The organism is Kiloniellales bacterium, from assembly GCA_030066685.1.
In the GTDB taxonomy this organism is placed as follows: Bacteria; Pseudomonadota; Alphaproteobacteria; order Kiloniellales; family JAKSBE01; genus JAKSBE01.
On record JASJBF010000034.1, the window covers coordinates 108,157 to 135,156 of the forward strand.

At 65.7% G+C, this 27,000-nt stretch carries 23 protein-coding genes; 11 read left to right on the plus strand and 12 right to left on the minus strand.

The window, feature by feature from the left end:
• Nucleotides 1–333: 333 nt before the first annotated feature.
• Complete coding sequence (locus QNJ30_20250) at nt 334–522, minus strand: hypothetical protein (protein MDJ0945805.1); 189 nt, start codon at nt 520–522, stop codon at nt 334–336.
• 313 nt (nt 523–835) lie between these two features.
• Between QNJ30_20250 and QNJ30_20255 the strand changes: the two genes are divergently transcribed.
• The 5 genes from QNJ30_20255 to QNJ30_20275 all read left to right on the plus strand — a co-directional run bounded on the left by QNJ30_20255 (nt 836) and on the right by QNJ30_20275 (nt 6,088).
• Nucleotides 836–1,051: a DUF1127 domain-containing protein gene (locus QNJ30_20255; protein ID MDJ0945806.1), complete on the plus strand. Its 216-nt coding sequence runs from the start codon at nt 836–838 to the stop codon at nt 1,049–1,051.
• A 264-nt stretch (nt 1,052–1,315) separates the two neighbouring features.
• On the plus strand, nt 1,316–1,864 hold the full coding sequence (locus tag QNJ30_20260; GenBank protein MDJ0945807.1) for a peroxiredoxin: 549 nt from the start codon (nt 1,316–1,318) through the stop codon (nt 1,862–1,864).
• Nucleotides 1,865–1,945: 81 nt separating this feature from the next.
• Nucleotides 1,946–2,497 (plus strand): carboxymuconolactone decarboxylase family protein, encoded by a 552-nt coding sequence (locus tag QNJ30_20265; protein MDJ0945808.1) that lies wholly within the window; start codon nt 1,946–1,948, stop codon nt 2,495–2,497.
• A 237-nt stretch (nt 2,498–2,734) separates the two neighbouring features.
• A complete protein-coding gene (ftsH, locus tag QNJ30_20270; GenBank protein ID MDJ0945809.1) occupies nt 2,735–4,660 on the plus strand; it encodes an ATP-dependent zinc metalloprotease FtsH in 1,926 nt (641 codons plus the stop codon).
• Between the two features lie 405 nt (nt 4,661–5,065).
• Nucleotides 5,066–6,088: a DMT family transporter gene (locus QNJ30_20275; GenBank protein ID MDJ0945810.1), complete on the plus strand. Its 1,023-nt coding sequence runs from the start codon at nt 5,066–5,068 to the stop codon at nt 6,086–6,088.
• Nucleotides 6,089–6,091: 3 nt separating this feature from the next.
• On the opposite strand, the gene QNJ30_20280 is transcribed toward QNJ30_20275, so the two are convergent.
• The gene (locus QNJ30_20280) at nt 6,092–6,739 is read right to left on the minus strand and encodes a pyridoxamine 5'-phosphate oxidase family protein (GenBank protein ID MDJ0945811.1); all 648 of its coding nucleotides are present in this window, start codon (nt 6,737–6,739) and stop codon (nt 6,092–6,094) included.
• A 215-nt stretch (nt 6,740–6,954) separates the two neighbouring features.
• Between QNJ30_20280 and QNJ30_20285 the strand changes: the two genes are divergently transcribed.
• From QNJ30_20285 to QNJ30_20295, 3 genes are all read left to right on the plus strand, one after another.
• Entirely contained in the window at nt 6,955–7,575 is a 621-nt protein-coding gene (locus tag QNJ30_20285; protein ID MDJ0945812.1) for a superoxide dismutase, read from the plus strand.
• Between the two features lie 74 nt (nt 7,576–7,649).
• Complete coding sequence (locus tag QNJ30_20290; protein MDJ0945813.1) at nt 7,650–7,772, plus strand: hypothetical protein; 123 nt, start codon at nt 7,650–7,652, stop codon at nt 7,770–7,772.
• Nucleotides 7,772–7,945, plus strand: a complete 174-nt coding sequence (locus tag QNJ30_20295) for a hypothetical protein (protein ID MDJ0945814.1) — start codon at nt 7,772–7,774, stop codon at nt 7,943–7,945. Before QNJ30_20290 ends, QNJ30_20295 begins: the two co-directional genes overlap by 1 nt.
• A 294-nt stretch (nt 7,946–8,239) precedes the next feature.
• Here the strand turns inward: QNJ30_20295 and QNJ30_20300 are convergent, their stop codons facing one another.
• From QNJ30_20300 to QNJ30_20325, 6 genes are all read right to left on the minus strand, one after another.
• Entirely contained in the window at nt 8,240–10,441 is a 2,202-nt protein-coding gene (locus QNJ30_20300) for a cation:dicarboxylase symporter family transporter (protein MDJ0945815.1), read from the minus strand.
• A gap of 174 nt (nt 10,442–10,615) precedes the next feature.
• Nucleotides 10,616–12,304 carry an aspartate-alanine antiporter gene (gene aspT / locus QNJ30_20305; protein MDJ0945816.1) on the minus strand — a complete coding sequence of 563 codons (1,689 nt, stop codon included), beginning with the start codon at nt 12,302–12,304 and terminating at the stop codon, nt 10,616–10,618.
• A 193-nt stretch (nt 12,305–12,497) separates the two neighbouring features.
• Nucleotides 12,498–14,378 carry a hypothetical protein gene (locus QNJ30_20310; protein ID MDJ0945817.1) on the minus strand — a complete coding sequence of 627 codons (1,881 nt, stop codon included), beginning with the start codon at nt 14,376–14,378 and terminating at the stop codon, nt 12,498–12,500.
• Between the two features lie 80 nt (nt 14,379–14,458).
• Nucleotides 14,459–15,109: a hypothetical protein gene (locus QNJ30_20315; protein MDJ0945818.1), complete on the minus strand. Its 651-nt coding sequence runs from the start codon at nt 15,107–15,109 to the stop codon at nt 14,459–14,461.
• Between the two features lie 81 nt (nt 15,110–15,190).
• Nucleotides 15,191–17,281 (minus strand): hypothetical protein, encoded by a 2,091-nt coding sequence (locus QNJ30_20320; protein ID MDJ0945819.1) that lies wholly within the window; start codon nt 17,279–17,281, stop codon nt 15,191–15,193.
• A 314-nt stretch (nt 17,282–17,595) separates the two neighbouring features.
• Nucleotides 17,596–17,961: a helix-turn-helix transcriptional regulator gene (locus QNJ30_20325; protein MDJ0945820.1), complete on the minus strand. Its 366-nt coding sequence runs from the start codon at nt 17,959–17,961 to the stop codon at nt 17,596–17,598.
• Nucleotides 17,962–18,578: 617 nt separating this feature from the next.
• Between QNJ30_20325 and QNJ30_20330 the strand changes: the two genes are divergently transcribed.
• On the plus strand, nt 18,579–19,595 hold the full coding sequence (locus QNJ30_20330) for an AraC family transcriptional regulator ligand-binding domain-containing protein (GenBank protein ID MDJ0945821.1): 1,017 nt from the start codon (nt 18,579–18,581) through the stop codon (nt 19,593–19,595).
• Nucleotides 19,596–19,689: 94 nt separating this feature from the next.
• Here QNJ30_20330 and QNJ30_20335 read toward each other — a convergent pair whose 3' ends face one another.
• Nucleotides 19,690–19,962: a helix-turn-helix transcriptional regulator gene (locus tag QNJ30_20335; GenBank protein MDJ0945822.1), complete on the minus strand. Its 273-nt coding sequence runs from the start codon at nt 19,960–19,962 to the stop codon at nt 19,690–19,692.
• A 792-nt stretch (nt 19,963–20,754) separates the two neighbouring features.
• Between QNJ30_20335 and QNJ30_20340 the strand changes: the two genes are divergently transcribed.
• A complete protein-coding gene (locus tag QNJ30_20340) occupies nt 20,755–21,903 on the plus strand; it encodes an AraC family transcriptional regulator ligand-binding domain-containing protein (protein MDJ0945823.1) in 1,149 nt (382 codons plus the stop codon).
• 150 nt (nt 21,904–22,053) lie between these two features.
• Nucleotides 22,054–22,869, plus strand: a complete 816-nt coding sequence (locus QNJ30_20345; protein ID MDJ0945824.1) for a hypothetical protein — start codon at nt 22,054–22,056, stop codon at nt 22,867–22,869.
• Nucleotides 22,870–23,005: 136 nt separating this feature from the next.
• Here QNJ30_20345 and QNJ30_20350 read toward each other — a convergent pair whose 3' ends face one another.
• From QNJ30_20350 to QNJ30_20360, 3 genes are all read right to left on the minus strand, one after another.
• Nucleotides 23,006–23,266 carry a hypothetical protein gene (locus QNJ30_20350; GenBank protein ID MDJ0945825.1) on the minus strand — a complete coding sequence of 87 codons (261 nt, stop codon included), beginning with the start codon at nt 23,264–23,266 and terminating at the stop codon, nt 23,006–23,008.
• 138 nt (nt 23,267–23,404) lie between these two features.
• Entirely contained in the window at nt 23,405–24,715 is a 1,311-nt protein-coding gene (locus QNJ30_20355; GenBank protein ID MDJ0945826.1) for a hypothetical protein, read from the minus strand.
• A gap of 444 nt (nt 24,716–25,159) precedes the next feature.
• Nucleotides 25,160–27,000: AAA family ATPase (locus QNJ30_20360; GenBank protein ID MDJ0945827.1), on the minus strand; the 1,841-nt coding region annotated here is incomplete at its 5' end.

The window sequence follows — 27,000 nt, forward strand, 5'->3', positions numbered from 1 at the left end:
CGTTGTCCAATAGGACGCGGGCGAAGCAGTGATTTTCAGTGATCGGCCATCCATGCCGCAATGCCGCGGCCGGAAGCGCAACGTCAACGAGCGACCGCCAAGCCGCTCGGAGTTCGGACTCCTCGGAGGGTTCCGTAATTTCAAACATCGAGACTTGTTTGTCTTCGCGGCGGTCCGACATCGCGTTCCACATGGGATGGCCGTCTTCGGATCCTTACTCGGCACGCCGACCCGTCCGCCGCCGCGGGCGTGCTCAAGAGCCGGCACACCTGCTAATTCGCGCGACGCGCCGCCTCGAAGTCCCGCGCCAGCAGGCCCCGCGTGATGGTCCCGCTACACCCGAGCCCAGACTTCGTCGGTGGGACGCTGCCGACCCGAAGAAACAAGAGCCTCGGCTGCGAGCCGCTGCAGAACGGCCGCGTAGTCGACGTCTGTCTGCGTCACGTTCCTCTTCGAAAGGATCTTGTCGGCAAGGACCTGAAGTCGCGCCGCCCAGGATATCAAGTTTGCGCGTTCGACCATGATTACCTCCTCTGTTGATGACTTCATACGCAGGCGACGCCAATCCCGATTGCTTCGATCGCAAGTCACGGTCGCATCGCTGCGCCCGACGGCGGCTCGCGTCGCACCACCTTCGCCGAGTCTGCAAATGAGTGAAGGCGCTGTGCGCGTGTACCAATCTCCAGGCCGCCGAGTGAGAGGCACGCCGTCCGGTCTGCCATCCGTCCTTCTATGCCTGCCGGCTGGCGCAAACATGCATCCAGGACATGGTCCGAAGCGCCTCCCGTGGCGTATTGCAGTGCAACAACCGAGGCAAGCCAAGGAGCTATGACAGATGAGCGAACTTGTGGCGGGCCGGGTTCGACGTTCCGGTATAGGAACGATTTTCAGGGCTTGGGCCGCCCACCGGCGGGCCCGCAAGACCTACGACGAACTCATGGCCCTCAGCGATGAGACCCTCTACGACATCGGTGTGAGCCGCGCCGACATCTGGGCCGTGTCTCAGCACTGCGCTGGCGACGTGCAGCGAAGGCAAACGACCCATGCCTAGCATCGCGCGCAGAAAAGCGTGCTGACCAGGCTCTTCGTGCCTGTCACCGATAGCGTCACGAAGAGCCTGATCCGAAGCCTGCTGCGCCGCTTGGCGACATCCAGAGCGGCGCAGCCTCGGTACCCGGAAAAAATCTTCAGCAAAAGCTTGATTCCCAAGGGCATCCGCCCCAAATCGCACATTGAAATCAATATAATATATAAGTTAACAGACTGATAAATAAAGATTAAAATCTCAAACCTTCAGGACCAAAGGAGATCTAGCATGCTCACTGTGGGTGACAGCCTGCCCGAGTTTTCCGTCGTTGGCGTGAAGCCGGGCGCGATGGAGCCGGGAGACGGAAGCGCTTTCGAGACCATTACCAGGGACAGCTTCGAAGGGAAGTGGAAGGTCATTTACTTCTATCCGAAGGACTTCACTTTCGTTTGTCCCACTGAAATCACCGAGTTCGCGCGGCTGACGGAAGAGTTCGAGGAGCGCGACTGTGTCGTGATGGGCGGCAGCACCGACAACGAGTTCTGCAAGCTGGCGTGGCGCCGCGCCCATCCGGACTTGGCCCGTCTCAACCACTGGTCCTTCGCAGATACGACGGGATCGCTGGTCGATGCGCTTGGAGTGCGATCCGAGGAGGGCGTCGCCCTTCGCGCCACCTTCTTGGTGGATCCGCACAACACGATTCAGCACGTCGCCGTGAACAACTTGAATGTGGGTCGCAATCCCACGGACACCTTGCGGATCCTCGACGGGCTTCAGACCGACGAGCTCTGCCCCTGCAATCGCCCCGTTGGCGGTGAGACCCTGCAGGCTGCCTGACCTCAGGCGTCGGAGGCGTGGGCCCGGTCGGCCTGCGCCTCGCGCCGGTCTTCCATCACCAAGAGATGAAGGTCAACGAACATGTCGATTGAAGCACTGAGAGCCCGACTGCCGGACTATGCGAAGGATCTGAAGCTGAACCTGTCCAGCCTGCTGCGCGAGGAGGTCCTTACCGAGCAGCAACTCTGGGGCACCCTCCTCGCTTCGGCGATCGCGTCGCGCAACGTCGAAACCCTCGCGGCGATCGAGTCGGAAGCCGCTCAACATCTGTCGGCCGACGCGATCGCGGCGTCCCGGGCCGCCGCCGCCATCATGTCGATGAATAACGTTTATTACCGCTTCGTTCATCTCGCGACGTCCGGAGAGTACAACACCATGCCGGCGCGCTTGCGCATGAACGTGATCGCCAACCCCGGCGTCGAGAGGTCGGACTTCGAGCTGTGGTCCCTGGCCGTCTCGGCGATCAACGGTTGCGGCCTCTGTATCGAGGCGCACGAAAAGGAGCTCCGCAAGGCTGGCGTCGGCAAGGAGGCAATCCAGACGGCGGTCCGCTTGGCCTCGGTTACGCATGCCGTCGCGGTCGTCCTGGAGTCCGAGGCGCAGGCGCCTGTGGCTCGGGCGGATGCCGCTTAGCCGAGACCTTGGCCCATGGAACAGCGCGGCCAGGGTCGGCTGTCCGGCTCGAGGGGCCGCGGCAGCGCATTGGCAGCGTAGAATCCCTGGCGCAAGCCCTGACGTCGTCACGGAAGCTCGAATAAAGCGTCTCGAAGACAAGTCTATTCCGTGGGCTAACGCGTATATTGGAATGTATCAAAAAACTGACCAAAGGTCAGACCGTACCACCACCGCTCGATCTAGGACGAAGGAACCATGAAAGCTGACAACAAGTTTCAGACCTGGATTATCCTTGGCCTCCTGCTGGCCTTGGCGCTTTTTGCCTTTCGTGGTGGGCCGGCGGAAACCTTGACCGAGGTCAGCTACTCCGACTTCCTGGCGCAGGTCGAGGCCGGCCAAGTCCAGGAGGTCACGATCCAAGGCCAGGGCATTTCGGGTCGCTACGACGACGGAGAGTCCTTTCGCACGTTCGCGCCGGCCGGCACCGATCTTGTCGCGCCGCTGCGCGAGCAGGGCGTCCGCATCACGGCTGCACCCGAAGCTCAGCCCGGTTTACTCGGTACCCTCTTCTTCTCGCTTTTGCCCATCCTGCTCCTGATCGGCTTCTGGCTGTTCATGATGCGACGCATGCAGGGTGGTGGCGCGGGCGGCGTCATGAGCTTCGCCAAGAGCAAGGCGCGCATGCTGTCGCCCGACCAGAAGCGCGTGACCTTCGAGGACGTGGCTGGGATCGACGAAGCGAAGCAGGAGCTCGAGGAAATCGTCGACTTCCTCAAGGACCCGCAGAAGTTCATGCGCCTCGGGGGCCAAATCCCCAAGGGCGTGCTGCTGGTCGGGCCTCCGGGGACGGGAAAGACCCTGCTGGCGCGCGCGATCGCCGGCGAAGCGAACGTGCCCTTCTTCACGATCTCGGGCTCCGATTTCGTCGAGATGTTCGTCGGGGTCGGAGCGTCGCGGGTCCGCGACATGTTCGAGCAGTCCAGAAAGAATGCGCCCTGCATCATCTTCATCGACGAGATCGATGCCGTCGGCCGCAGCCGCGGCGCTGGCCTCGGTGGCGGGCACGACGAGCGCGAGCAGACGCTCAACCAGCTGCTCGTCGAGATGGACGGCTTCGAGGCCACCGAGGGCGTCATCCTGATCGCGGCCACCAACCGGCCGGACGTTCTCGACCCGGCCCTGCTGCGGCCCGGCCGCTTCGACCGCCAGGTCGTCGTGCCCAATCCGGACGTGATCGGCCGCGAGCAGATCCTCAAGGTGCACATGCGGAAGGTGCCGCTCGGCCCGGACGTGGACGCCCGCATCATCGCGCGCGGCACGCCGGGGTTCTCGGGCGCCGACCTCGCCAACCTGGTCAACGAGGCCGCCTTGCTCGCCGCCCGGGCCAACCGCCGCCTGGTCACGATGGCCGACTTCGAGGCCGCGAAGGACAAGGTGATGATGGGTGCCGAGCGCCGGTCCATGGCGATGACGGAAGACGAGAAGCGCCTGACCGCCTACCACGAAGCGGGCCATGCGCTGGTCGGCCTTCTGGTGCCGGGCAACGATCCTCTGCACAAGGTGACGATCATCCCGCGCGGTCGGGCCCTGGGCGTGACCATGAACCTGCCGGAGCGCGATCGCTATTCGATGAGTAAGAGCGAGATCGAGGCGCGACTCGCCATGATGTTCGGCGGCCGGATCGCGGAGGAGCTGATCTTCGGCCGCGATAACGTCACCACGGGGGCCAGCAACGACATCCAGCAGGCGACCGACCTCGCGCGCCGCATGGTCACGGAGTGGGGCATGAGCGACAAGCTTGGCCGCCTTCGCTACAGCGAGAACGAAGAGCAGGTCTTCCTCGGGCGCTCGCTCGCGCAGAGCAAGAGCGTTTCCGAAGCGACGGCCCGTCTCATCGACGACGAAGTCCGGCGCATTGTCGAGGAGGCTGAAGACCGAGCCCAGCGGGCGCTGGAGGAGAACATGGACGCCCTCCATGCGGTATCCGAGGCTCTGTTGTTCTTCGAGACCCTCAGCGGTGATGAGGTCCGTCGAATTCTTGCAGGCGAGCCGCTGGTCCGCAGCGACCAGTCCGACGAAGGCCCGTCCTCCGGTCGCAGCGCCATTCCCTCTACCGGTAAGGCCGGATCAACAGGCCACCGCCCGGTTTTCGGAGCCCCGCAGGCGCAACCTCAGAGCTAGTGCCGAGAGACCGGCCCGCGCACGGCGGGCCGGGACTCTCCGATGGGACCGAGACAGAGCCGCGGACGGCAAAGCTCTGACGTTGCAATGCTCGCCTTAAACGGAGGTTGCGGCCCCCTTGGCCATGTTCACGGCAAGGTGGGTTTGCGGGTCCAAGTCTAAGGGATCGACGTGGCCGGGGACATGCCAAGCGACAGCCTAGATGACAGCCGGGCTTTCCGAGCTTACCGAGACCGGATTCTCGTTTCGGCGAACGCGGCTGGACGCTCCTCCGCGTCCGGACTTGGGGCCAACGGGCAGTCCGGAGCGCGCTGGGATCGCCTGAAGCCTGCGACAGCGCTGCAGAGGTTGCTGGGTTTCGCCAAGAGCCTGGCGTCGTTCCGTCATCATTTGAGTCATTGGGTCATGCTGCTCGCGCTCGTCGTGATGTGGGGCAGCTCCTTTGGCCTGACGAAGATCGCTGTCTCCACAGCCTCCGCAGACAGCGTGGTCGCGGCTCGGCTCTTCGTTGCCGGCCTTTTCCTTGTCGTCGTGGTCCTTGCGTCCGGGAAGCGCATCCCGAGGGACGGCCGCGCCTGGCTGGCCTTCATGGCCATGGCCGTGCTGGGCAATGTCTTGCCCTACTGGCTGATCACCTGGGGGCAGGAGACGGTCGAGAGCGGGCTCGCGGGCGTCCTGATGGCGGTCATGCCGCTGGTGACGCTGGTTCTGGCGCATGTCTTCGTCAAGGACGACCGCATGACGCGACGTAAGACGGTCGGATTCCTGCTCGGATTTCTCGGGGTCGTGGTCCTGATGGGTCCCGGAGTCGGCTTTGGACTTGCCGGTTCCGGCGGTGCGCTGCTCGCCCAGCTCGCGATCATCGCCGGTGCCGTTTGCTATGCCGTCAATACGATCATCGCCCGGCACTGCCCGGAATCGGACAGCTTGATTGCCGCGGCAGGCACCGCAATCGCCGCGAACTTGCTTCTTGTGCCAATCAGCTGGAAGGACCTGCCAGCCGTCGTCGGATCCTTCGATTTGGCGTCGTTTCTGGCGGTCGCGATCCTTGGGGTCGTTTCGACGGCTCTGGCGCCGATCCTGTACTTCCACCTGATCCGGCGGGCCGGTCCGACGTTCTTCTCCCTGACCAACTACCTCATTCCTGTGTGGGCCCTGCTGATCGGGATTGTCTTTCTGGAGGAATCGCCGGGATGGACGGCCTTCGCCGGGATGGCTCTGATCCTGGGTGGGATAGCGGTTTCGCAACTCGCGAAGGGCCGAGGACCCGCTACGCGGCAGACCGGGACGACGTCGCGGGTTCCGCAGGGATACCATCGACCCGGACCGAAGAGCCGGAGATCCGGAAGATCCGACAGACCTGAAGCCTGGCAGCTGGCGTCAGGCGAGGCCGCGTCCAGGGCCCCGGCAGGGCGGCAAGTGCCATAGCGCTCAGGGAATGAGCCAGGCGCCCTCGACCTCTCCATCGGTCCAAGAGAAGCGCGCGCGCCGGTGGCCCCTTGCCGCCAAATAGAGCCATTCGAGGCCGTCGATCGAGACGGATATGGCGGCAAAGTTCTCGCGGCCGGCGTCCGGATCGTCGGCATCGCCGGCGCTGGATGAGGCCTGCGGATTTGCCACGACGGTGCCGGGCATCTCCGCGACGCGGTAGCACGCACGGCTGAAAAGTCGGGTTGCGCGCCATGCCGTGTCTGCGAGTTCGTCGTCCCTGTGCAGGGTCGCCCGTCCATCGGCCCGCAGCTGGACCTTCTTGGACGGGTCATAGAAATGCACGGCAACGCGCGGGTCGGCCGATATCTCGCGGAACTTGGCCGAGCGAGCGTCCGTGTGGAAGCGAAGCCGGTGCTGCATCACGTCGACCGCTCTCAAAACGACGGTTCGTACGGCGGGAAAGCCGTCGTCGCGCCGGGTCGCGAGCGCCGGTGTGTGGAACGGCGATCGGCGGTCCTTCACCCCGCGTCTCAGGAGACGCCAGGCTTCGAGCAGGCTTGCATCGAGATCATCGTAGAAGGGGGGCGCGGGCCGCACCCTCGGAGCTTCCGGTCGGTCTGTGTCCGGGCTCGACTTGATCGGTTCCATCGTTCCAGCACGGGAAATGAGTTCGAACAGTTGCTACGGGTCTCGACTAGCTACGGTTCACTTTCCTGGTGTCTGTCATTACTCGGGAATGCTGATTTCGGTCGAAGGGCGCCCGCCATCGAGAGAAATCCGAAGCGACCGATATTTCGTAGTGATTATCAAATGGCGGTCAGTGGTGACCGTGTGGTGATTTTCAGCCTTGTGGACGAGAAGACATGACTTTCAGCCTGCCCGACCTACCCTATGCTGGTGACGCTCTTGAGCCATACATCTCTGCGAACACGCTCAGCTATCACCACGGCAAGCACCATGCTGCTTATGTCGATAAGCTGAACGCACTCCTGGCTGGCTCACCTCTTGCCGATCGGACCTTGGAGGAGGTGATCGTCGAAGTGAAGGACGATCCCGAACAAGCAGCGATTTTCAACAACGCAGCGCAGGCCTGGAACCACGCCTTCTATTGGAACTGCATGACACCGAACGGCGGGGGCCGTCCTGGCGGCGAGGTCGGCGAGAGGATCGCCAGGGATTTTCATAGCTTCGAGAGCTTTCGCTCAGAGTTCGCGGCCGCGGCGAGCGGACAGTTCGGCAGCGGCTGGGCTTGGCTCGTCTTCGAGCGTGGGCAGCTGCGCATCACGGCGACGTCCAACGCCTTGACGCCCGTGGCGCAGGGCCAGCACGCCCTGCTGACCTGCGACGTCTGGGAGCACGCCTATTATCTTGACTACCAGAACCGGCGCGGCGACTACGTGGAGATGTTCCTGGAGAAGCTCGTGAACTGGCAGTTCGTCGAGCAACAGCTCACGGCGGCGGAAAGCCGGGCGACGGCGGCTTGACGGCCTTTGAACCTTCCGTCCAAGCCTTTCCGCCAGGTTCATCCGATGCACTTGGCGACGACCGGGAGAGGAATATGGGTGTCATTGCGAGCTACCTCGTCGCTGTGAAGGCCTTCATGATTGGCACGGCAATCGGCGCCGGCGCCGTTCTCGTGCAAAAACGGCGCGAAGCAGAAAACGCCCGGAGACAGCGCTGATGCTCTTCCGCCTCTCCCTCAATTTCGCCGCGCATCTCGTGGCCGGGGTCGCCTTTGGTGCGCTTGCCGCCTCTGCCGCCCACGCGCTGCGGACCAGAGATGACGAAAGCGGCACATCGGCCCAGAGCCCCACGGCTGGTCCTGCGCCGAACAACGCCGAAAACAACCGTTGACTCTGCCCGCCTTGCCGCCTGCACCGCCTCAGGTGCTGCCCCGTCCTTGTCCGGATCGGCCTCCGGCTTGATCGGGTCCACTTCGATCAGACACCTTTGCATCTAGCCCGGAGTCCCGCTCCAAGTCATGGCAAGAAGAGCACAATATCCGGCCAAATGGATTGCGTGCACTAGCGCACTTCCCGATCAGACGCATTCGCGTCTGGCCTGGAGTAGTGCGCTAACACGTTGAAACGAGCGCATTACATCCGGCCAGATGGATCGCAAAGCGACTCCATCTGATCGGATAATGCCCTAGTCGACCCAACCCAGCAGGTTACGGATAACCGACCAGCGAGGCGGTTCGGCTTGTTTGGTCTCGCCCTGGATCCAGTAGTTGTAGACCTCGGCGATACCGCCGCTCTGCTTCTCGATCATGAGCCAGGCGTTGAGATTGCGTAGCAGAAGCCGACTGTCCTCTGCGACGATGTAGACGACCGGAACCCGTATGACCGGCCGGGGTATGACCGCGGTGAATTCCGGATAGAGAATGGTCCAAGCCGCCCCCTGCTCGGCGGTGTCCAAAAAGGCGTCGGCCGCCGCTTCATCGGATTCGAAATACCTGGCCTGGGCCTCCGGCGAGGAGAGCCGGACGATCCTGGCCTCCGGCAAGCGGGTCGAAATCCCCCTCGGCAGCTCATGGAACGGGCTGGTCGCGATCAGGACCTCCCCCTGGTCTCTGATCGCTTGCCAAGTCGCGAAGTCCTCGCGCCGATGATCGGGCACAAGGAAGGCCGCCGTGGCCATTTCGAAGGGTATCGTGTCGACCACCGACTCCCTGTCCCTCAGCTCCAGGGGCATGGAGTTGAACACCGCGTCGCAGTAGCCGGTGTCCAGGCGCTGCGGGCCGTCTTCCAGCTGCGCAAGGGGCCGGAACTCCAGGCTCAATCTCAGGCGCTCGGCGAACCTGTGCGCCAGCTCGATGTCGAAGCCGACCAGCTCGCCTTCGGCGTTGAAGTAGGACAGCGGATAGTTGCCGGGCAAGTAGCAGGCCCGCAGCCTGCCGCTTTCGACGATCTGCGCATAAGATCGCGGCCCGGCGTCCTCGGCCGAAGCGACCGGGGCGTCCCTGTAGACCACCGCCGGCTGGGGACGGCGCAGAAGATTGAGGCCCTTGAGCACGTCGTCCTTGGTGTAGGGCACGACGACGACGTGGGTGTAAAAAGCGCGCACCCCGATCAAGGTCGCCGCGATCAGAAAGCCACCGAGGGTCGCTACGCGCAGCAACGGCCAGGGGCGGATACGGGTTATGCCCCGCAGGGCGAAGGTTCCGATCAGGGCGATGCTCGCGTAGTGCATCGCACTCAGGAAGATCGCTATGCGGCCGCCGATCACGTTGATCGACAAAAACACCTGGAAGAGGTCGAGGGGCAGCTCGGCCAGTTCCAGGACGAGGGGGATCGCCAGGATCGCGCCGCCGAACAGGCCGGCGATGCCTGCGAGGATCACCTCGGGGTATTGCTCCGCCGAAACCGGCAATCCGATGTACCAGCCGGCAAAGAGCACAAAGCTCAACGATAGGATGGCCCCGGTGGTCGGGAAGCTGTAGAAGGTCGGGATCAGCACGTCCACCGTCGACTCGACGTCTTCGTCATCTTCGGAGGCGCCGGCCTCGCTTGCCGACTCGGCGATCAGCCGCTTGCAGGCCGCCGCCATGAGCGGCAGCACGACCAGGACGCTGCCGGTCGCGAAGGCCGTGATCATCGGCGTATGAAGCTCCCTGACGACGGTCCCGTAGCGCAGCGGCGTCACGCTGGCGACCAAGGCCGGCAGCACCCAGAGGCCGAGGACCAGCGCCATCGAAAGGAGGACGACGACGTAGACCTGCAGGCGGGCCAGATCTTCGAAGCTCATCGTTCCGGCTGCGCTGGCGATCAGCGCGAAGACGCCCAACGGTGCGAGCTTGGCCACGAAGCCCGTGACCCTCATGAGGGTTTCGGCCAGCGCCGAAAGCGGCTCGAGGATTGTTTCCTTCCGCTGCACGCCGATCATGGCGAGGCCGATCAGGATGCTGAAGACGACGACCGCCGGGACGATCGTATTGGCCAGCGAAAAGAAGGGGTTGGCTGGAATGTAGAGTTGCAGGAAATCCGGCGCCGTTTCCGATTCGATCGAGCTCTTCTGGAAGAAGGAGCGCGACGGCCAGTCCGGAAAGGAGAGCGGGGACAGCACGACCAGGACGATCCCGATGCCCCAAAGCAAGAGAAGGACGCTGCCGCCGCGCAGGGCGAGTTCCTTGACCTCCTCGTAGCTGAGGCGGCCGAGCCCGGTGATCAGCGCCACGACGATGTAGGGAACGACCGTGACCTGCAGCAGCCGGACGAAGGCGTCGCCGACCCACTTCAGCGGGGCAACCAGCTCGCCGAAGCCCAGGCCGGCCGCCACGCCGAGGAGCAGGCCGAGCAGAACCTGATTTGCCAGGCCGATCCGGGGCTTCTTGCCGGCTTCTGGGGTCAAGCCCCCTGTTCCTTTCCGGCGCTCTTGTACGGAGTCACCCTCCTTCGGGCCAAACCCGACGGAGGGTCGAAGCGCCTTGCCTTTGCGCGCCAGGCGTGTCGCTTTGTAATCGTCGGTCGCATCCTTCGAGACAGCGGTTCGGCCGGTTTGCGCTGCGGCCCCGGGCCGGCTATCTCAGACGGTCAGCACGATCACCGGGCCCAGGAGCGTCAGCAACACGTTGCCGACGGCATAGGGCACGGTGTAGCCGAGAACCGGCGTCTCGCTTTCGGCTTCGGCTACGATGGCATTGAGGCCCGCGGTGCAGGTGAAGGCCCCCGCCAGGGCCCCGCAGATGACGACCGGATTCATCTTCAGGACGTATTTCGCGAAGTACATGGAGATGACGATCGGCAGCAGCACCACCACGATTGCCAGGGCCGGCAGCAGGACACCCTGTTCCTTCAGCAGGTTGAGAGCCTCCGGTCCGACCGAGAGTCCGACGCTGGCGACGAAGACCGCGAGGCCGAAGTCCCTCAGGTGCACGGCGGTCGGCGTCGGCAGGCTGCCGAAGGTCGGATGCTTGGAGCGCAGCCAGCCGAAAAGCAGACCGGAGATGAGGCAGCCCCCGCCGGTGTGCAGGGCGACCGGCGTGCCGGCAACCGGCACGGTGATCAGGCCGATCAGGATGCCGGCAATGACGCCCAGCCCGAGGTAGACGTAGTCGACACGATCGCTGCGGTCTATCGGGTAGCCGATCGCCTTGACCACGGCCTCGATGCTGCCGGGCAGCCCGACGAAGGTCGCCACGTCACCGGCCTCGAACCGGGTCCGCGGCCTCAGCTCGAGCGCGTGCCCGACCCGGGTAAGCTTGGCGAGGTAGACGCCGTGGCGCATCTCAAGCGGCACCAGCGATCTCACCTGGCTCAGGGTCGCGCCCACGAGCTTGCGGTTGGTCACCACCACTTCGACGGTCTCGCCGACGACGCTGATGCCCCGCACGTCGGCGCTCTCCTCGCCGAGGACGGCGCCGGCCTCGATCACCGGCTCCAGGAGGCCGGCAAGTGCGACCCGGTCACCGCTCATGAAGGTGAGGCCGGGCTTGATTTCGCGCGGCCGCCCTCTGCGGATCAGCTGATGGACGTGCACGGTACCGTCGTAGGTCTTCTCGAGCTCCGCGACGGTCATGCCCTCGGCCTCGGGGCTGCTGATCTGGTAGACCCGGGCGACGACGTTCTTGATCCCCTCCTCCTGGCCGGGATCGAGGTCTTCGCCCACGTCGCCCAGTTCTTCCTCGTAGGCGTCGGCGGCCTCCTTCAAGTCGATGCCCAGCATGCGCGGCGCCACGACGCTGACGAAGAAGACGACCAGCGTGAAGCCGAAGAGATAGGTCACGGCATAGGTGACGCCGATGTTCGCCTGCAGCGTCTTTACCGTTGCGGCCTCCAGCCCCTGGCCTGTGAGCGCCTCGCTGGCCGTGCCGACCGACGCCGATTCGGTCGTCGCACCGGCCAGGAGCCCGGCCGCCGTGCCCTTGTCGAGGTCCAGGGCCTGGGCGAGCAGCCACACGGTCGCGAAGATCAGAACGCTGTTGAAGATCGAAAGGTGCACATGCCCGAGCGTGCTGCGCCCCAGGCTGCTGAAGAACTGGGGGCCGCTGACGTAGCCGAGCGAATAGATGAAGAGCGCAAAGGCGAGGGTCTTGACGACACCGGAGGTCTCGACGCCGATCTGACCGATCGCGATCGCGGCAAACAACGTCCCGACGGTTCCGCCGATCTGAACGCCCGCGATCTTCACGTTGCCGATGCCGTAGCCGATCGCGACGCAGAGGAAGAGCGCAATGAGCGGAGAGGACTCGAAGAGCGACTTAAGCAGGTCCATTTTGACCTTCCCAGCAGCTTGCCCCCAGCGGCTTGCCGAGGCGTTCACCAACGGCTTTCCCGACCACAAGTGGGGAAGGTGCCTGCCGCATGTCTGGCGATCTGCGCGCTAGACGAAAGGCCAGTCTGTCAAAGCTGCATCCGCTCCCCTTGCCACTACGTGCCAGCCGGCTCTGCGCGGGCCCGGCTCACGGTCAGGACAGGATCATCGCGAGGTAACCGCCGATCAGGGCGAGGACCGCGCCGATGGCGTAGGTCACCGGAAAGGTGGCCATGGGGATCGCGCTCCTTGATTCGTCGCAGATCGCGGTTAGGCCGGGTGTATTGTTGCGCGCGCCCGTCGTGGCGCCGGCCGAGACGACCGAGTTCAGCCGGAAGAGCCTGATGCCGATCCAAAAGCTCACGACGGGGGGGATCAGCGCGGCCAGGATCCCGATCAGGGCGATCCAGATCACGGTCGTGCCCTGGAAGGATTGCAGGATCTTGGGGCCGACGTTCGCCGCCAGCACGGCCACGAACAAGTTGAGTCCCATGTCCTGAAGCAAGCTGCGGGCGCCTTCGCTGACCGGTCCCCCAAGCTCCGGGTTGCGGCTGCGCAGATAGCTGACGAAGATCCCGGCGAGCAGGCAGCCGGCCGAGGTGCCGAGGGCGAAGGGGATCCCCCCGACGGTCACCGAGACGATGCCGACGAGGTAGCCGACCGCCATCGCGATCGCCAGGTACATCACCTCGGTGGTCGTCGTCTCCAGGATCGGGCGACCGCCGAGGATCTCGGCGGCGCGCTCTATGCACCATTCGGGCCCGACGATCCGCGCGACATCGCCGAACTCGACCACCGTCTGCGGTCCGACCGGCATCTGCTGGCCCTGACGGAACAGCGCCTTGAGCTGGAGCCCGAAGCCGACGAGTGCGTCGAGTTCCGCGACCGTCTTTCCGCTCGCTTCCTTCGAGCCGATGCGCAGGTCGGCGGCCTCCAGCCGGATGTCGCGGGCGAGGGGATCGTCCACCTCCGGGCCGAGGACCGCCTCTCCCTTCAGGATCAGGTCCTTGACGTCGGCGCGCACGGCGACGACGTCGCCCTTCCGGATGGTCGGGTTCTGCGCTGGCTCGATGACCGCGCCGTCCCGGACGACCCGCAGGACCGGGCCGTCGGGGTGTCGCTCGAACAATTGTTCGATGGTCTTGCCGGCGAAGGCCTCGCCCTCGACTCGGAAGGCGCGGATGTCGAGCGGCGAAAACCCCAGGGTGAGCGACCCTGCGGCGCCCGGCACCGGCTCAGTCGCGCCGCCGCTCATTTGCACCTCGGCCTGCTTCGCGTCCGCGACCGGATCGCGGCCGAAGATCGCGGGCAGGTAGCGGATCAGCACGATGGTCCCGATGCTCGATACGATGTAGCTGATCGCGTAGCCGGCGGCGATGTTGGCGCCGACCTGATCCGCCGACATTCCCTGTGGCGGGCTCCAGGAGCCGCTCTGCAGCGCCGAGGTCGCGACGCCGATGACCGCCGTGACGGTGTGGCTGCCGGCGATGACTCCGGCGGCGAAGCCGGGGTCGAGGCCGGCGACCCGAACCCCGCCGAAGGCGATGATCCAGTTCAGGATCCAGACGACGAGGGCGATGACCACCAAGGCCGGGCCGCCCGATCTCAGACCGGCGAAGAACTGCGGCCCGACCTTGAGCCCGAGGGCGTACATGAACAGCAGCATGAAGATCGTCGAGACCAGGCCCGGCATCGAATAGGTGATGTCGAAGCCGAGCTTGGCGGTCAGCGAGATCGCCGTGCCGACCAGGAGGGTGCCGGCGGTCGCGCCCAGGGAGATCCCCCCGACCTTCACCCGGCCGAGCGGATAGCCCAGGGCCAGGGCGAGCAGCAGGAAGACAAAAGGCTGCTTGTCGAGCAGCTCGAAGAAGCCCTGCAGGTCGCCGTGGGTCACCGGCTCGAAGATCTCGAGCGCCGCGCCGCCAAGCCGCTCGACCTCGGCCATAGCGGATCCGGCTTCCGGGGCGGGGAGCGTCGCGGTCTGCCCCAGCGCCTCGCCAGGGCTCAGGCCCGTGATCAGGAGTGAGGTCGCCATCAGAGCCGTCCCGAACCCAAGGGGCGATCTCGGACTTGCGCGCGTCACGACGCCGGCCCCCTGCTCGAAGGTCGGGCGCCTCACCACACCAAGGGCGCAACCAAACCTTTGAGCCAGGACACGAGCGAGCTCTCCAGGTCTGAGCTTTGCGCCTCCAGCTGCAGCGCCATCGTCCAGACCCGACCGACCAGCAGGAGCAACACGACATAGGCAAGGGCCAGGGCGACGTCGGCGCGCCGTCCGAAAGGCGAGCGCAGCAATGAGACGACTGGCCCCAGATAGGCGGCCAGAGCCCAGGCGACTCCGCCGAAGGCGTGCGTGACGTCCGAGGTCAGGGCGAAGAGTCGCGCCTGCTCCGGATCGGACAGTGCGACACGCTCGAACTCGGAGTGGAAGGCGCCGAAGAATCCGACCACCGTCTGCGCCAGGGCCAGATACATCAGGAGGTCGCCGGCCAGCAGCGACCAGTGGTTGCAGGTGCCGTCACGATCCATGGCGCAGGACGCGATGAAGCTGACCATCGCCATGATCGACAGCGCCATGCCGAGGAACAGGGCGGCGGCAGCCGACACGTAGAGATCTTTTCCGAGACCGGGTAGCTGGATGCCACCGTCCAGCGCCGGCAGCTCCTTGATCTGAAACGTGATGATTGCAAGGTTGAAGCCGAGGATCGTGAGGCGCGCGCGCATCACGTTGACCGCAATGCGGATCGGCTCGCGTAGCTCCGCCATTTTCACCACCTCCAAATGCCTGCGCGGACCGCACCGTCGATCAACGGCGCGGTCCGCGCATCGACGCCCCCCTTCGCGGCGCTACGAGAGGATCATGGCCACGTAACCGCCGATCAGGGCCAGGACCGTGGTGATGGCATAGGTCAGCGGATAGGGCACCGCCGCCGCCGCACTCTTCGACTCCTCACAGATGGCGTTCAAGCCCGGCGTCGAATTGCGCGCGCCCGTCGTGGCGCCGGCCGAGACCACCGAGTTCAGCTTGAAGATCTTGTAGCCGATGAAGAAGGAGATGAAGGGCGGCACCAGGGCGGCAAGGACGCCGATCAGGGCGACCCAGATCACGGTCGTGCCCTGGAAGGACTGCAGGATCTTCGGGCCGACGTTCGCCGCCAGCACGGCCACGAACATGTTGAGCCCGATGTCCTGCAGGAAGCTGCGTGCTCCCTCGCTCACCGGACCCCCGAGTTCCGGGTTGCGGCTGCGGAAGTAGCTGACGAAGATTCCGGCGAGCAGGCAGCCGGCCGAGGTGCCGAGGGCGAAGGGGATCCCGCCCACGGTTACCGAGACGATGCCGACGAGATAGCCGATCACCATCGCGATCGCCAGGTACATGACCTCGGTGGTCATCGTCTCCAGGATCGGACGGCCGCCGACGATCTTGGCCGCGCGCTGGATGCACCACTCGGGACCCACGATGCGCGCGACGTCGCCGAACTCGACCACGGTCTGCGGTCCGACCGGCAGCTGCTGGCCCTGACGGAACAGGGCCTTGAGCTGCAGCCCGAAGCCGACGACCTTGTGGAGTTCTTCCACGGTCTTTCCGCTGGCTTCCTTCGAGCCGATGCGCAGGTCGGCGGCCTCGAGCTGGATGTCGCGCGCGGTGGGATCGTCGACCTCGGGGCCGACGACCACATGCCCCTTGTGGATCATGTCGTCGACGTCGGCGCGCACGGCGACGACGTCGCCCTTCCGGATGGTCGGGTTTTCTGCCGGCTCAATGACCTGGCCGTCGCGCACGATGCGCAGGACCGGTGCCTCAGGATGTTCCGCGAAGAGGTCCTCGATGGTCTTGCCGACGAAATCCTCCTGTTCCACCCGAAAGGCGCGGATGTCGAGCGGCGAGAACCCCAGGGTGAGCGATCCGGCGGCGCCCGGCACCGGCTCGGTCGCGCCGCCGCTCATCTCCGCCTCGGCCGCTTTCGCGTCTGCGACCGCGTCGCGGCCGAACATCGCCGGCAGATACCGGATCAGCAGGATGATGCCGATGCTCGACAGGACGTAGCTGATCGCATAGCCGGCGGCGATGTTCGCACCGACCTGGTCTGCCGACATCCCATCCGGCGGGGTATAAGCACCGCTCTGCAAAGCCGAGGTCGCGACACCGATGATCGCGGTGATGGTGTAGCTCCCGGAGATGATGCCCGGGGCGAAGCCGGGATCGAGACCGACCAGCTTGACGCCGCCGAAGGCGATGATCCAGTTGAGCGTCACGACGGTGAGGCCGATCAAGATAAAGGCCAAGCCGCCCGACTTCAGGCCGGCGAAGAACTGTGGCCCGACTCTCAGCCCGAGGGCGTACATGAAGAGCAGTAGGAAGATCGTCGAGACCAGGCCGGGGATCGAGTAGGTGATGTCGAACATCACCTTTGCCGTCAGCGAGATCAGCACGCCGACCAGGAGCGTCCCGGCGGTCGCCCCCAGGGATATCATCCCGAACTTCACCCGGCCGAGCGGGTAGCCGAGGGCCAGGGCGAGCAGCAGGAAGATGAAGGGCTGCTTATCGAGCAGCTCGAAGAAGCCGTGTAGGCCACCTTCGACCACCGGCTCGAAGATCTCGAGCGCCGCGCCGCCGACCCGCTCGACCACATCCAGCACTTCCTCGGATTCCGTGGCGCCGGTCGTCTCCGTCTGCGCCGCGGCCTCTTCCGCTGGCACGTTCGTAGCCTGCGCGAGCAGGACAGGCGGCGCGCCCGCGGTGGCGAGCTCGATCTCGCGGTCCGTGCCCAGTGGCCTGCTGTAGGGCGAAGCGAGGCGCTGCGATGCTTCCTCGAACAGGCTGCCGGATTCCCCGCGGGCCTCCGGTACCGCAAACACTGCGACGCCGATCGTGAGCACGGCGAGCGCAAGGATTTGCACCCTTTGCCCGATTGGCTGATTCGCGGTCCGCATCATGGTCGGCCTCCTTCTTGTCCCTCGTTCGCGCGTCGCAGGCAGCCGAGCGCGCGATGCGCCCTCGATCGGATGTTCCGAGCCGTCCGCCGTACTTGTCCGCCGGTCCCGGTCGTCGACCGGCAGCCCCGCCGGTCTCCGCTGGCGTTCCGAACGGCGAAGCAAGAGCTCTTCGCTGCCTGTAACGCGATGGTCCTGTTCGATCGGGTGTCAGCTTGTCGCCACCGCCGGCGCATGACTTGCCAATAAGTGACAGTGCGTTTCCTCAACGCCGGCGCCCCGCATCCCGGGCTCGAGGAAGCCGCTCGCCGAAGGCTTCACTTTCGGCAGGCGTGGTTTGCCCGTTCGCGATAGGCGCGCGGCGTCACGCCGTGCCAACGGACGAAGGCTCGCGTGAAGTGCGCGGGATCGGAATAACCGAGCGCCGAGGCGACCTGCGCTAGGCTGAAGTCGTTGTCGTCGATCAGACGACACGCGGCGTCGCGGCGGATCTCCTCGCGCAATTGGCTGTAGGTCAAGCCCTCCGCGGCGAGGCGACGCTGTAGGCTGCGCACGCTGAGACCGGCCGTCGTTGCGACTCCCGTGAGGCTCGTCCTGCCGCTGACCAGCGATGCGGCGATCGCCCGCCGGACGACGGCTGCCAAACCACCGTCAGCCGCTGGCAGTCGTGGTCCTTTCTGCATGGGAAGTCTCCGCGATTTGCGACCCTGCAAACTCGCCGCTCTCCATTTAGTACGACGAAAAGGCAGCACTTAACTGCCAAGAGACGCCACCAACCGCGACAGCTTGTGCCTCTTGGTCCGGCGCAGTTGCCGTGCACTTCGCTTAAACGCAGAGCGCAAAGCGGCGGTGGCGGAATCAAAAAGCCTCCCCTTTTTGCGACGCGTTGCACGAACCGGATAGCGGAAGCGGCTCAGCCTTGGTAGCGCTCGTCCTGGAGACCTGCCTTCGCCGGGGTGCTCGGGCGCTTCGCATTAAAAGATCATCTGAAGCGTTGCGACGACTACTGCCGGGGGCTCGGTTTGTCGCGCACCTGGAAAGCCGCTGCCGCAGCGCCGCAGGCTTGGAAGCGAGCCGCGCCCCTTGATCAAGGAAAGGCGGCAACGACGTTTGGCGTGAAATGGCAATTGGCCGCAATACCTGACGGCTAGGTTCGGATCGGCAGGGCCGAAGCCGTCCGAGGATGGCGGCGGCAATTCAGAAGCCAAGCGGGCTTCGACCGGACGATGGAGGACCTCGAACGCGAGGGATCGCCGTGTCTGAGGCCGGCGACAGCGCGCCGGGAGGTCGGAGGCGTCGCATGAAACCGATGGCACTCACGCGAGCGAGCGAGCTGATCCACGTCGCCACCTCGCTCGAAGGCCTCGGCGTCTCGGTCGAGCGGATGCTGGAGCAGGCCAAGCTGCCGATGTGGCAGCACTGCGATCCGGACGATCTGATCCCGACGCGCGACATTCATGTGCTGATGGACCGGGCCGCCCGAACCTTCGGCAGTCCGACCTTCGGACTGCAGGTCGGTGCGCAAACCAGCCTGTCCACGATGGGGTCTTTCGGCCGCTTGATCGCAAGCTCGCTCACGCCCTACCACGCCATGGAGACGAGCTGCCGTCTGATCCGGCTTCACAACACCGGCTCTCACTTGTCCCTCGTCGAGGCGGGCGACGAGGTCTGGTTCTGTCACAAGGAGTTGCTAGCCCCGACGGCCGGTCGCGATCAGAAGGAGCAATACGCCCTGATCCGGATGATCGACAACGTGCGCCTGGCGGCCGGCCCGAACTGGCGGCCGGCCAAGGTCGGCCTGCAGACGCAGGAGGTGCCGCGGCGCGAGCTGCGCGAGGCGCTCGGCGATCCGGTGATCCGGATCGGTCAGGCGGCGACCGCCATCGCGATTCCCCGCGCGCTCCTCGCGCAGCCGGTGCCACGACCCGACCCGATACCGGCCAGGGAGACCGAGGAGATCGAGGCGCGGCTTTGGCGCACGGCGCCAGCCGGGAACTTTGCCGGCTCGCTGCGCCAGCTGGCCGGGACGCTGCTGAAGGTCGAGGGTCCGCCTCGGATCGAGACGATGGCGGAGATCACCGGCCTTTCCGTGCGGTCCCTGCAGCGTCGCCTGGCACAGCACCGGCTCAACCACTCCGAGATCGTCGACCAGGCCCGCTTCCAGGCAGCCACCCGCCTGCTCGCCGACGCCGACATCCCCATCGTCGACATCGCCATGGACCTGGGCTACGCCGACTCCGCCCACTTCATCCGCGCCTTCAGGCGCTGGGCCGGAATGACGCCCCGCGAGTACCGCAATCACCAAGCGATACGGTGACCGACAACCCACCATGGTATGGCTTCGCGGCGCGCCTTGCCGTCGTCGGCTGCGCCTGCAGGGCCGGACCGCAGCCGACGGTCTGGAGCGCGATTCAGGACAAGCGCCGCCGGCGCTTGACGCCGCGCGCGGATTTGCCGCGCTGGCGATACTCGCGGGGCGTCATTCCGGCCCAGCGCCTGAAGGCGCGGGTGAAGTGGGCGGGATCGGAGTAGCCCAAGGCCCGAGCGATCTCTGCGATGCTCCGGTCTCCGCCTTCGAGCAGGCAGCAGGCCTTTTCGAAGCGCAGTTCGTCGACGATTCGACTGTAGCTGGTACTCGCGTGGGAAAGGCGGCGTTGCAGGGTGCGCGCGTTCAGCTTCAGCACCTCTGCCGCCTCGTGGATGGTCGGGAATCCCTGCGACCGGAGCTGCGCGACGGCCTTCCGCGTAGCCTCCACGATTTCAGGGGGTTGAGACCTTCTCGGCATCACGACTCCGAACGTCACTCGTGCTCAGGTGCGCAACGATGAGACGCAGGCGAAAGGCTGGTTCCAGCCTTGAAATCTGCGAACCTCAAGAGACCGGCTCGAGGTGCCAGCACGCGCCGGCGGGCTCCCTCAACCTCGAGTTGGGCCGAGCTTGTCGGCCAAGGCGTTAAGAATTTCCTAAGGAGTCTTAATCGGCGCGGTTGGAAGGGACTGCGCCATACCTCCACCGGAACTCGAACATGGTCTGCGAGACGACGCGCGGGGCGCCGCCGTCCGAGCTGCAGGAAGCGTCGAGTGTTCCGGCGGACGACGCCATTGGGGTCGCTATGGAACGCGCTGCGCCGCTTCCGGCCGCCGGACCCGCGCCGTCCGTCACGACGCCCCGCAGCCGTCGCGCCACCCCGCTCGCCCTGTGGAAGAGGCCGTCGGCGCATTCGGGCCGAGCCGACGGCCCGCCTTAAGTGTCTGCCAAAGGAGCTATGCCTTTTGCCACTTAAGGCTGCTTTGCCGGGGAACCCCGCTACAACGAAAAATGGCACCTAATGGCAATTGCTTCACGGCATGAGGGCATAGGCTTTTGGTCTGAAGGGCGCGGAGGCGCCCGGAAAGACAATCCTGGCCCCAAAGACCTCTCTCGATAGGTCCGGCCCGCATTGTCTCTCCGGCCGGCGCCGACACCGAGGGGGGATCATGGAGGGCATTCCACTTTCGCGGGCAAGCCAGCTGCTTCAGGTCACCGCTACGCTGGAACGACGCGGCTTCACGGCCGAGCGCATGCTGGAGCAGGCGAAGCTGCCGATGTGGCACTACTGCGATCCGGAGGACCTGATCCCCACGCAGCACATCCAAGCGCTCATGGACCATGCCGCCCGAAGCCTGGGCAGCCCGACCTTCGGCCTCGAGGTCGCGACCGACAACGAGCTCGCCACGCTGGGCACCTACGGCAGGCTGGTCGCGAACGCGCCGACGGTGCACCACGCCTTCCAGACGAGCTGCCGCCTGCTGCACCTGCATACCTCCGCCGCCCGCAACTGGCTGGCCGAGACGGACGAGGAGGTCTGGTTCTGCCGCAGCAGTTTCCAGGGCCCTGAGGTCGGTCGCTGGCAGATGGAGCAATACGTCGTGGCCCGGCTGGTTGAGCAGGTGCGTCTGGGGGCCGGCCCGTCGTGGTGTCCGGCCAAGGTCTGCCTTCAGACCCGCCGGACGCTCGAGCCCGAAGTGAGGGAAGCCCTGGGCGATCCGGAGATCCGAAGTGGGCAGAAGTTCACCGCCATCGCCGTGCCGCGCGCCTTGCTCGTGCAGCCGCTGCGGCGGCGCGGCACGGCGCCTGCCGATGTGGGCGCGACCGCCCAAAGCCGGCTCCGGCGCAGCGCGCCCGCCTCGAGCTTCGTCGATACCCTGCGCCAGCTGGCCGGCTCGCTGCTGAAGGAGGAGGGGCCGCCGCGGATCGAGGCCATGGCGGGGATCGCAGGCCTTTCGGTGCGTTCGCTGCAGCGGCGTCTGGCCAAGGAGGGCCTCAGCCACTTCCAGATCGTCGACCAGGCCCGCTATCAGGCCGCCACGCGCCTGCTGGAGGAGTCCGAGATCCGCATCACCGACATCGCCATGGATCTCGGCTACACCGACTCCGCCCACTTCACCCGCGCCTTCAGGCGCTGGGCCGGCGTCACGCCGAAGGCCTATCGCATCGCCAAGAAACCGCGTCTGGTCCAGCCGCGGCCCAGGTGCCGCCCCAATCCGCTCAGCAGGCCGGCAAAGCCCGCGAACCTCGTCGTAAGAGCCGCGCCGAAGCGAGTGGGAGCGGGCATGTCTCTTTTGGTGACTGCTCCCAGGGTGTAGACTCGCCCTCGGCTTCGCGTCGCCGGACAGCCGCGACGGCGGCTGCGGCGCGGGAGGTCTTCGAACACGAGCGGTCTGCCAGGGGTGACGATGTCAAGTTGCGCCAGTCGTGCTTCGGCCGCCGGTCCCGGTTCGGATCGCTGTCCGCCGATGCCTCGACGGGGCCGTCTGCGGCGCTTGCTCGCCCGTCTCGGTTGGGCGCCGCGATCGGGTCTACCGGCCCTGGCCCTGACGCTCGTGTTGGCTGCCTGCGCGGCGCCGGCCGCGGACGAGCGCCGGGTCGGCTGGCTGGGCCAGGACGAGCATCGGATCGAGGTCACGGACGACGTTTTCGCCGGCGCCGAGGTCGTCCGCGTCGGCTTCAGCGACCGCTGGCAGACGGAAGAGTACGCGCTCTTTCAGGCCGGCGACAGACAGCTGGAGCTGGTCTTTGCCGAGGCGAAAAAGAGCTTCTCCGTCGCCCTCGAGTACCAGATGCCGATCACGACCATGGTGCCGACCTGGAACTCCAACGCACGGGGCGACCTGGCCTGGGGGCCGTTGGGGCGCTTCGATTGGCGGCTTCGCACCTGGTTCTACCGGATCTACGAGACGGATCGGCCCCGGCGGCCCTGCGTCGGCCTGCAGGTCGAATGGGACGAGATCTACGAGGATCCCTTCAACCGGCCGCGCCGAGTGCTCTTCGGCTACGCTTGCGGCCTCGCCGGAGAGGTCCTGGAGGACGAGGACGTGCGGGCGCTGATCCGCAGCATCGCGATACGCCGGCGCGACGAGGATTACCTCGGGCGGTCCTCGGCCCGCCGCGGCCGGGGGTCGCCGCAGCCTTCGCTCGATGCCGACGGGATCGCTTCCTCCGCGATCGTCGCTGCCAGAGGCCGGGGCGGCCTCTCGGCCAGCGGGAATCCAAACTTTCCCTTCGCCTTCGCGCGCTACTTCAGCGAGAGCAACGGCGGCGACAGGCGATGACGGCTCGGCTTCCAGGCCGCCCCTCGGGCTTCGCTCCGCCATGAAGGTCTGGCGCTAGAGCGGGATGATTTGAAGTCGAAGGCACTTCAAATCTGAATCGTGCTCTAGGGTCGCGCAACCCCGATGTCATGACGGGCTAGGAATCCGGCGCGTCGGCCTCGGTTTCGTCTTCCTTCTCGGGCTGCTCTTCGGGCTTCGACTTGTCCTCGAGTCGGAAGATCACGAACTCGCCCTCGGACCCGGTAAACACGCCGCTCTTGGGACCTTCCTCCCGCCGGTTCTGCACCTCGTAGGGCTCGATCCCCGCGCAGCCGGCGAGCACGAGCAGGGCGAGCAGCAAGCCCGCGCCCGGCTTCAGGCACCGGGCGCGGGCCTTCGCATCGTGGATTGCAAGCATTCGGCCTCCCAAGCGAAGGGCCCTTCTTTGAGCGGGATGGTTTGAAGTCGATTGGGCTTCAAATCCGACCCCCACTCAATTTCAACAGTTAGAGCACGATTCAAATACGAGGTCGAATCGACCTCATGTCATCGTGCTCTAGAACTTCACCCGGGCGCCGATCGTTCCGACGTTGATGTCCTCGAAGTTGCCCGGCCCGCTCCGGTCGAGCGAGTATAGCCGATACTGCAGGAAGATCTCGGTCCCGAACTGCTCGAGGCTCTGGACTGCCGCCAGGCCGACGGAGTAGCCGTCGTCGCTGCTGCTCGGGAAGTTGACCGAGCGGTCGTAGTCGACGCCGAAGGCGGTCGTGCCGAACGAGAAGAAGTCGGCGATCCAGCCGATCTTGCCCCAGAGGTTGGTGCCGTCGCCGCCGTTGTCCCTGTCCCGCATGCCACCGGAGAAGGTGAAGTTGAGCCCCGTGTCCTCGTGCAGGATCGAGAAGGAGCCGTTGTACTGCAGGTCCTCGTTGTCCCGGTTTGGCTCCGCGACCGCTGCGGCGGCGCCGGCCTTGAAGCCATAGCCCTGGCCGCCCCAGGTCACGGCGGCGTCCCAGCGGTCGTCGCTGACGGCCGAGCCGGCGAGCCTGAAACCGTAGAAGCTGGGCGTGTCGTAGCGCGCGCGGCTCTGACGGCTCAGGCCGTCCACGTCGTTGAAGCCGTCGGAGACCGTGACGCCCGTGAGGTTGTCGTCGGTGTCGCGGAACTGCAGCCCGCCGGCGATGTCGGCAATGCTCGCGTACTGCACCACGTCGGTCTTGGACAGATCGACTTCGGAGGTGTTGTTCGAAGCGGTATCGCCCTGGCCGATCGAGAGCTTGCCGAAGCGCTTGCTGTCGAAGGACACCTCGGCCCAGCGCGCGTCGACGAAGTCGTCGGCGGCTTCGTTGTCCTGGCTGACGTCGGAGGACTCGTTCGCGGTCAGGGCGATCTCGATCCGCGATCCGATCGTGAAGTCGTCGGTGACCTTGCCGGTGCCGACGAAGCGGAAGCGGGTGTTGCTGGCGTCGTTGTCGACGAAATAGGCGTCGGTGTCTTCGCCGTCATTAGCGATGTTGGTCGCCCGGTTGACCTGCCCCGAGATGGCCAGCTTGATCCGCTCCTGGCCCGAGGTCACGACCTTGTCCGGCAGCTGGCCGGCGCTGGTCCGCTCGGCGGTGTCGATCGCCTTGGCGGCGGTGGTCTTGGCCTCGGTCGCGATGGTCTCGGTCTCCGTCGACTTCCGTTCCAGATCTTCGACGCGCCCGCGCAGCGTCTGGAGCTCTTCCTGCTGCTGCTTGATGATCTGCTGAAGCTGCTCCAGCACGGAGGCCTCGACGGCCACCGTCTCGGCCTTGGCCGCCACGATCAGGGCCAGATGCACTGGAATCAGCAGAAGGACAACATATAGCCATCGATTGGAAGTCGTCATCGTCAGTCCCCTTCCTCCCGTTGATCGTCCTTAAGACGACGCTTCACCCCCGACCGGGGATGGCATGCCCCGGCCCCGCGAATCACGCCGGGCCGCGCCGGGTCGACCTCGGGGCGCTTTGCACGAAGCGTCGGTTTTCGAAGCTGAAGCAAAGGAGCCGCCAAGGTTCTCCGGCAGCCACGCTATCGGCTCTCAGGAACGAGGAATGGCCATTAAGTGCCAGATCGGCGGCGGCACGGGCGACCGGCAGCGGCCCACGCTCCGATCAGCCGCCTCGGGATGCGGCGGCGGACGCCGTCCCTTCGGCCCGGGCTGCGGGCGATCGCGCGACGGTGGTGTAGGGCCAGGGCCTGTGGGAAGACGATCGCGGCGTCATCGCCGCGGCGTGGCAAAAGACCAGCCCGGGCGGAAGCTTCCCGCCCCCGGCCGCGCCACGGTCTCGTCCTATTCGACGAGGACGGGGAGCTTTGTCTTTGGCTTTCCGGGCTTGCGCGGGCGGCGGGGCTTTCCGGGGCCGCGCTTGCCCTTGGGGCTGCCGCCGTTGCCCTTGTTCTCGGGGAAGCCGAAGACCGGGGCGTCGTCCTCGATGGCGACCTGCACCGTCCCGCCCTTGGCCAGCTTGCCGAAGAGCAGCTCCTCGGCGAGCGGCTTCTTGATGTGCTCCTGGATCACCCGCGCCAGCGGCCGGGCGCCGTAGAGCGGGTCGTAGCCCTTGCGCGCCAGCCAGTCCCGCGCCCCGGCGGTCAGCTCGATCGACACGTTGCGGTCCGCCAGCTGCGCCTCCAGCTGCATCACGAACTTGTCGACCACCCGCGAGACGATCTCCGGCGTCAGGTTGCCGAAGGGGATCACCGCGTCCAGGCGGTTGCGGAACTCCGGCGAGAACATCCGGTTGATCGCCTCCTCGTCCTCGCCGCCCCGCGCCTCGCGCTCGAAGCCGATCGCCGGCTTGGCCAGATCCGCCGCGCCCGCGTTGGTGGTCATGATCAGGATCACGTTGCGGAAGTCGACCGTCTTGCCGTTGTGGTCGGTCAGCTTGCCGTAGTCCATGACCTGCAGCAGCACGTTGAAGAGGTCCGGATGCGCCTTCTCGATCTCGTCCAGAAGCAGCACCGAGTGCGGGTGCTGGTCGACCGCGTCGGTCAAAAGACCGCCCTGGTCGAAGCCCACGTAGCCCGGCGGCGCCCCGATCAGGCGCGAGATCGAGTGCCGCTCCATGTACTCCGACATGTCGAAGCGGGTCAGCTCCACGCCCAGCGAGCGCGCCAGCTGGCGCGCAACCTCGGTCTTGCCGACCCCCGTCGGTCCCGAGAAGAGGTAGCTGCCGATCGGCTTCTCCGGCTCCCGCAGGCCCGCACGCGCAAGCTTGATCGCCGCCGAGAGCGCCAGGATCGCCTTGTCCTGGCCGAAGACCATGGTCTTCAGATCCCGCTCCAGGTTCTTCAAAGAGGCCTTGTCGTCCTGCGAGACCGTCTTCGGCGGGATCCGCGCGATCTTGGCGATCACCGTCTCGATGTCCTTCACACCCACCGTCTTGCGCCGCTTGTTCGCCGGCAGAAGCTTCTGCGAGGCCCCGACCTCGTCGATCACGTCGATCGCCTTGTCCGGAAGCTTGCGGTCGCCGATGTACTTCGCCGAAAGCTCAACCGCCGTGCGCAGCGCGTCCTGGGTGTAGCGCACCTCGTGGTGCTCCTCGTAGTAGGGCTTGAGACCCTGCAGGATCTTCACCGCGTCGTCGATCGAGGGCTCGTGGATGTCGATCTTCTGAAACCGCCGCACCAGCGCCCGGTCCTTCTCGAAGTAGTTCCGGTACTCCTTGTAGGTGGTCGAGCCGATGCAGCGCAGCGTCCCGCTCTGAAGCGCCGGCTTCAGAAGGTTCGAGGCGTCCATCGCACCGCCCGAGGTCGCCCCCGCACCGATCACCGTGTGGATCTCGTCGATGAAGAGGATCGCCCCCTCCAGCTCCTCGATCTCCGCCAAAACCGCCTTGACCCGCTCCTCGAAATCCCCCCGGTAGCGCGTCCCGGCCAAAAGCGCCCCCATGTCCAGCGAAAAAACCGTCGCCTCAGAGAGCACCTCCGGCACCTCGCCGTTCACGATCCGACGCGCAAGACCCTCCGCCAACGCCGTCTTGCCAACACCAGGATCGCCAACGTAAAGCGGGTTGTTCTTCGTCCGACGGCACAGAACCTGGATCGTACGCTCGATCTCAAGCTCTCGACCGATCAGCGGATCAACCTTCCCGTCCCGCGCCTTCTTGTTCAGATCAACACAGTAGGAGTCCA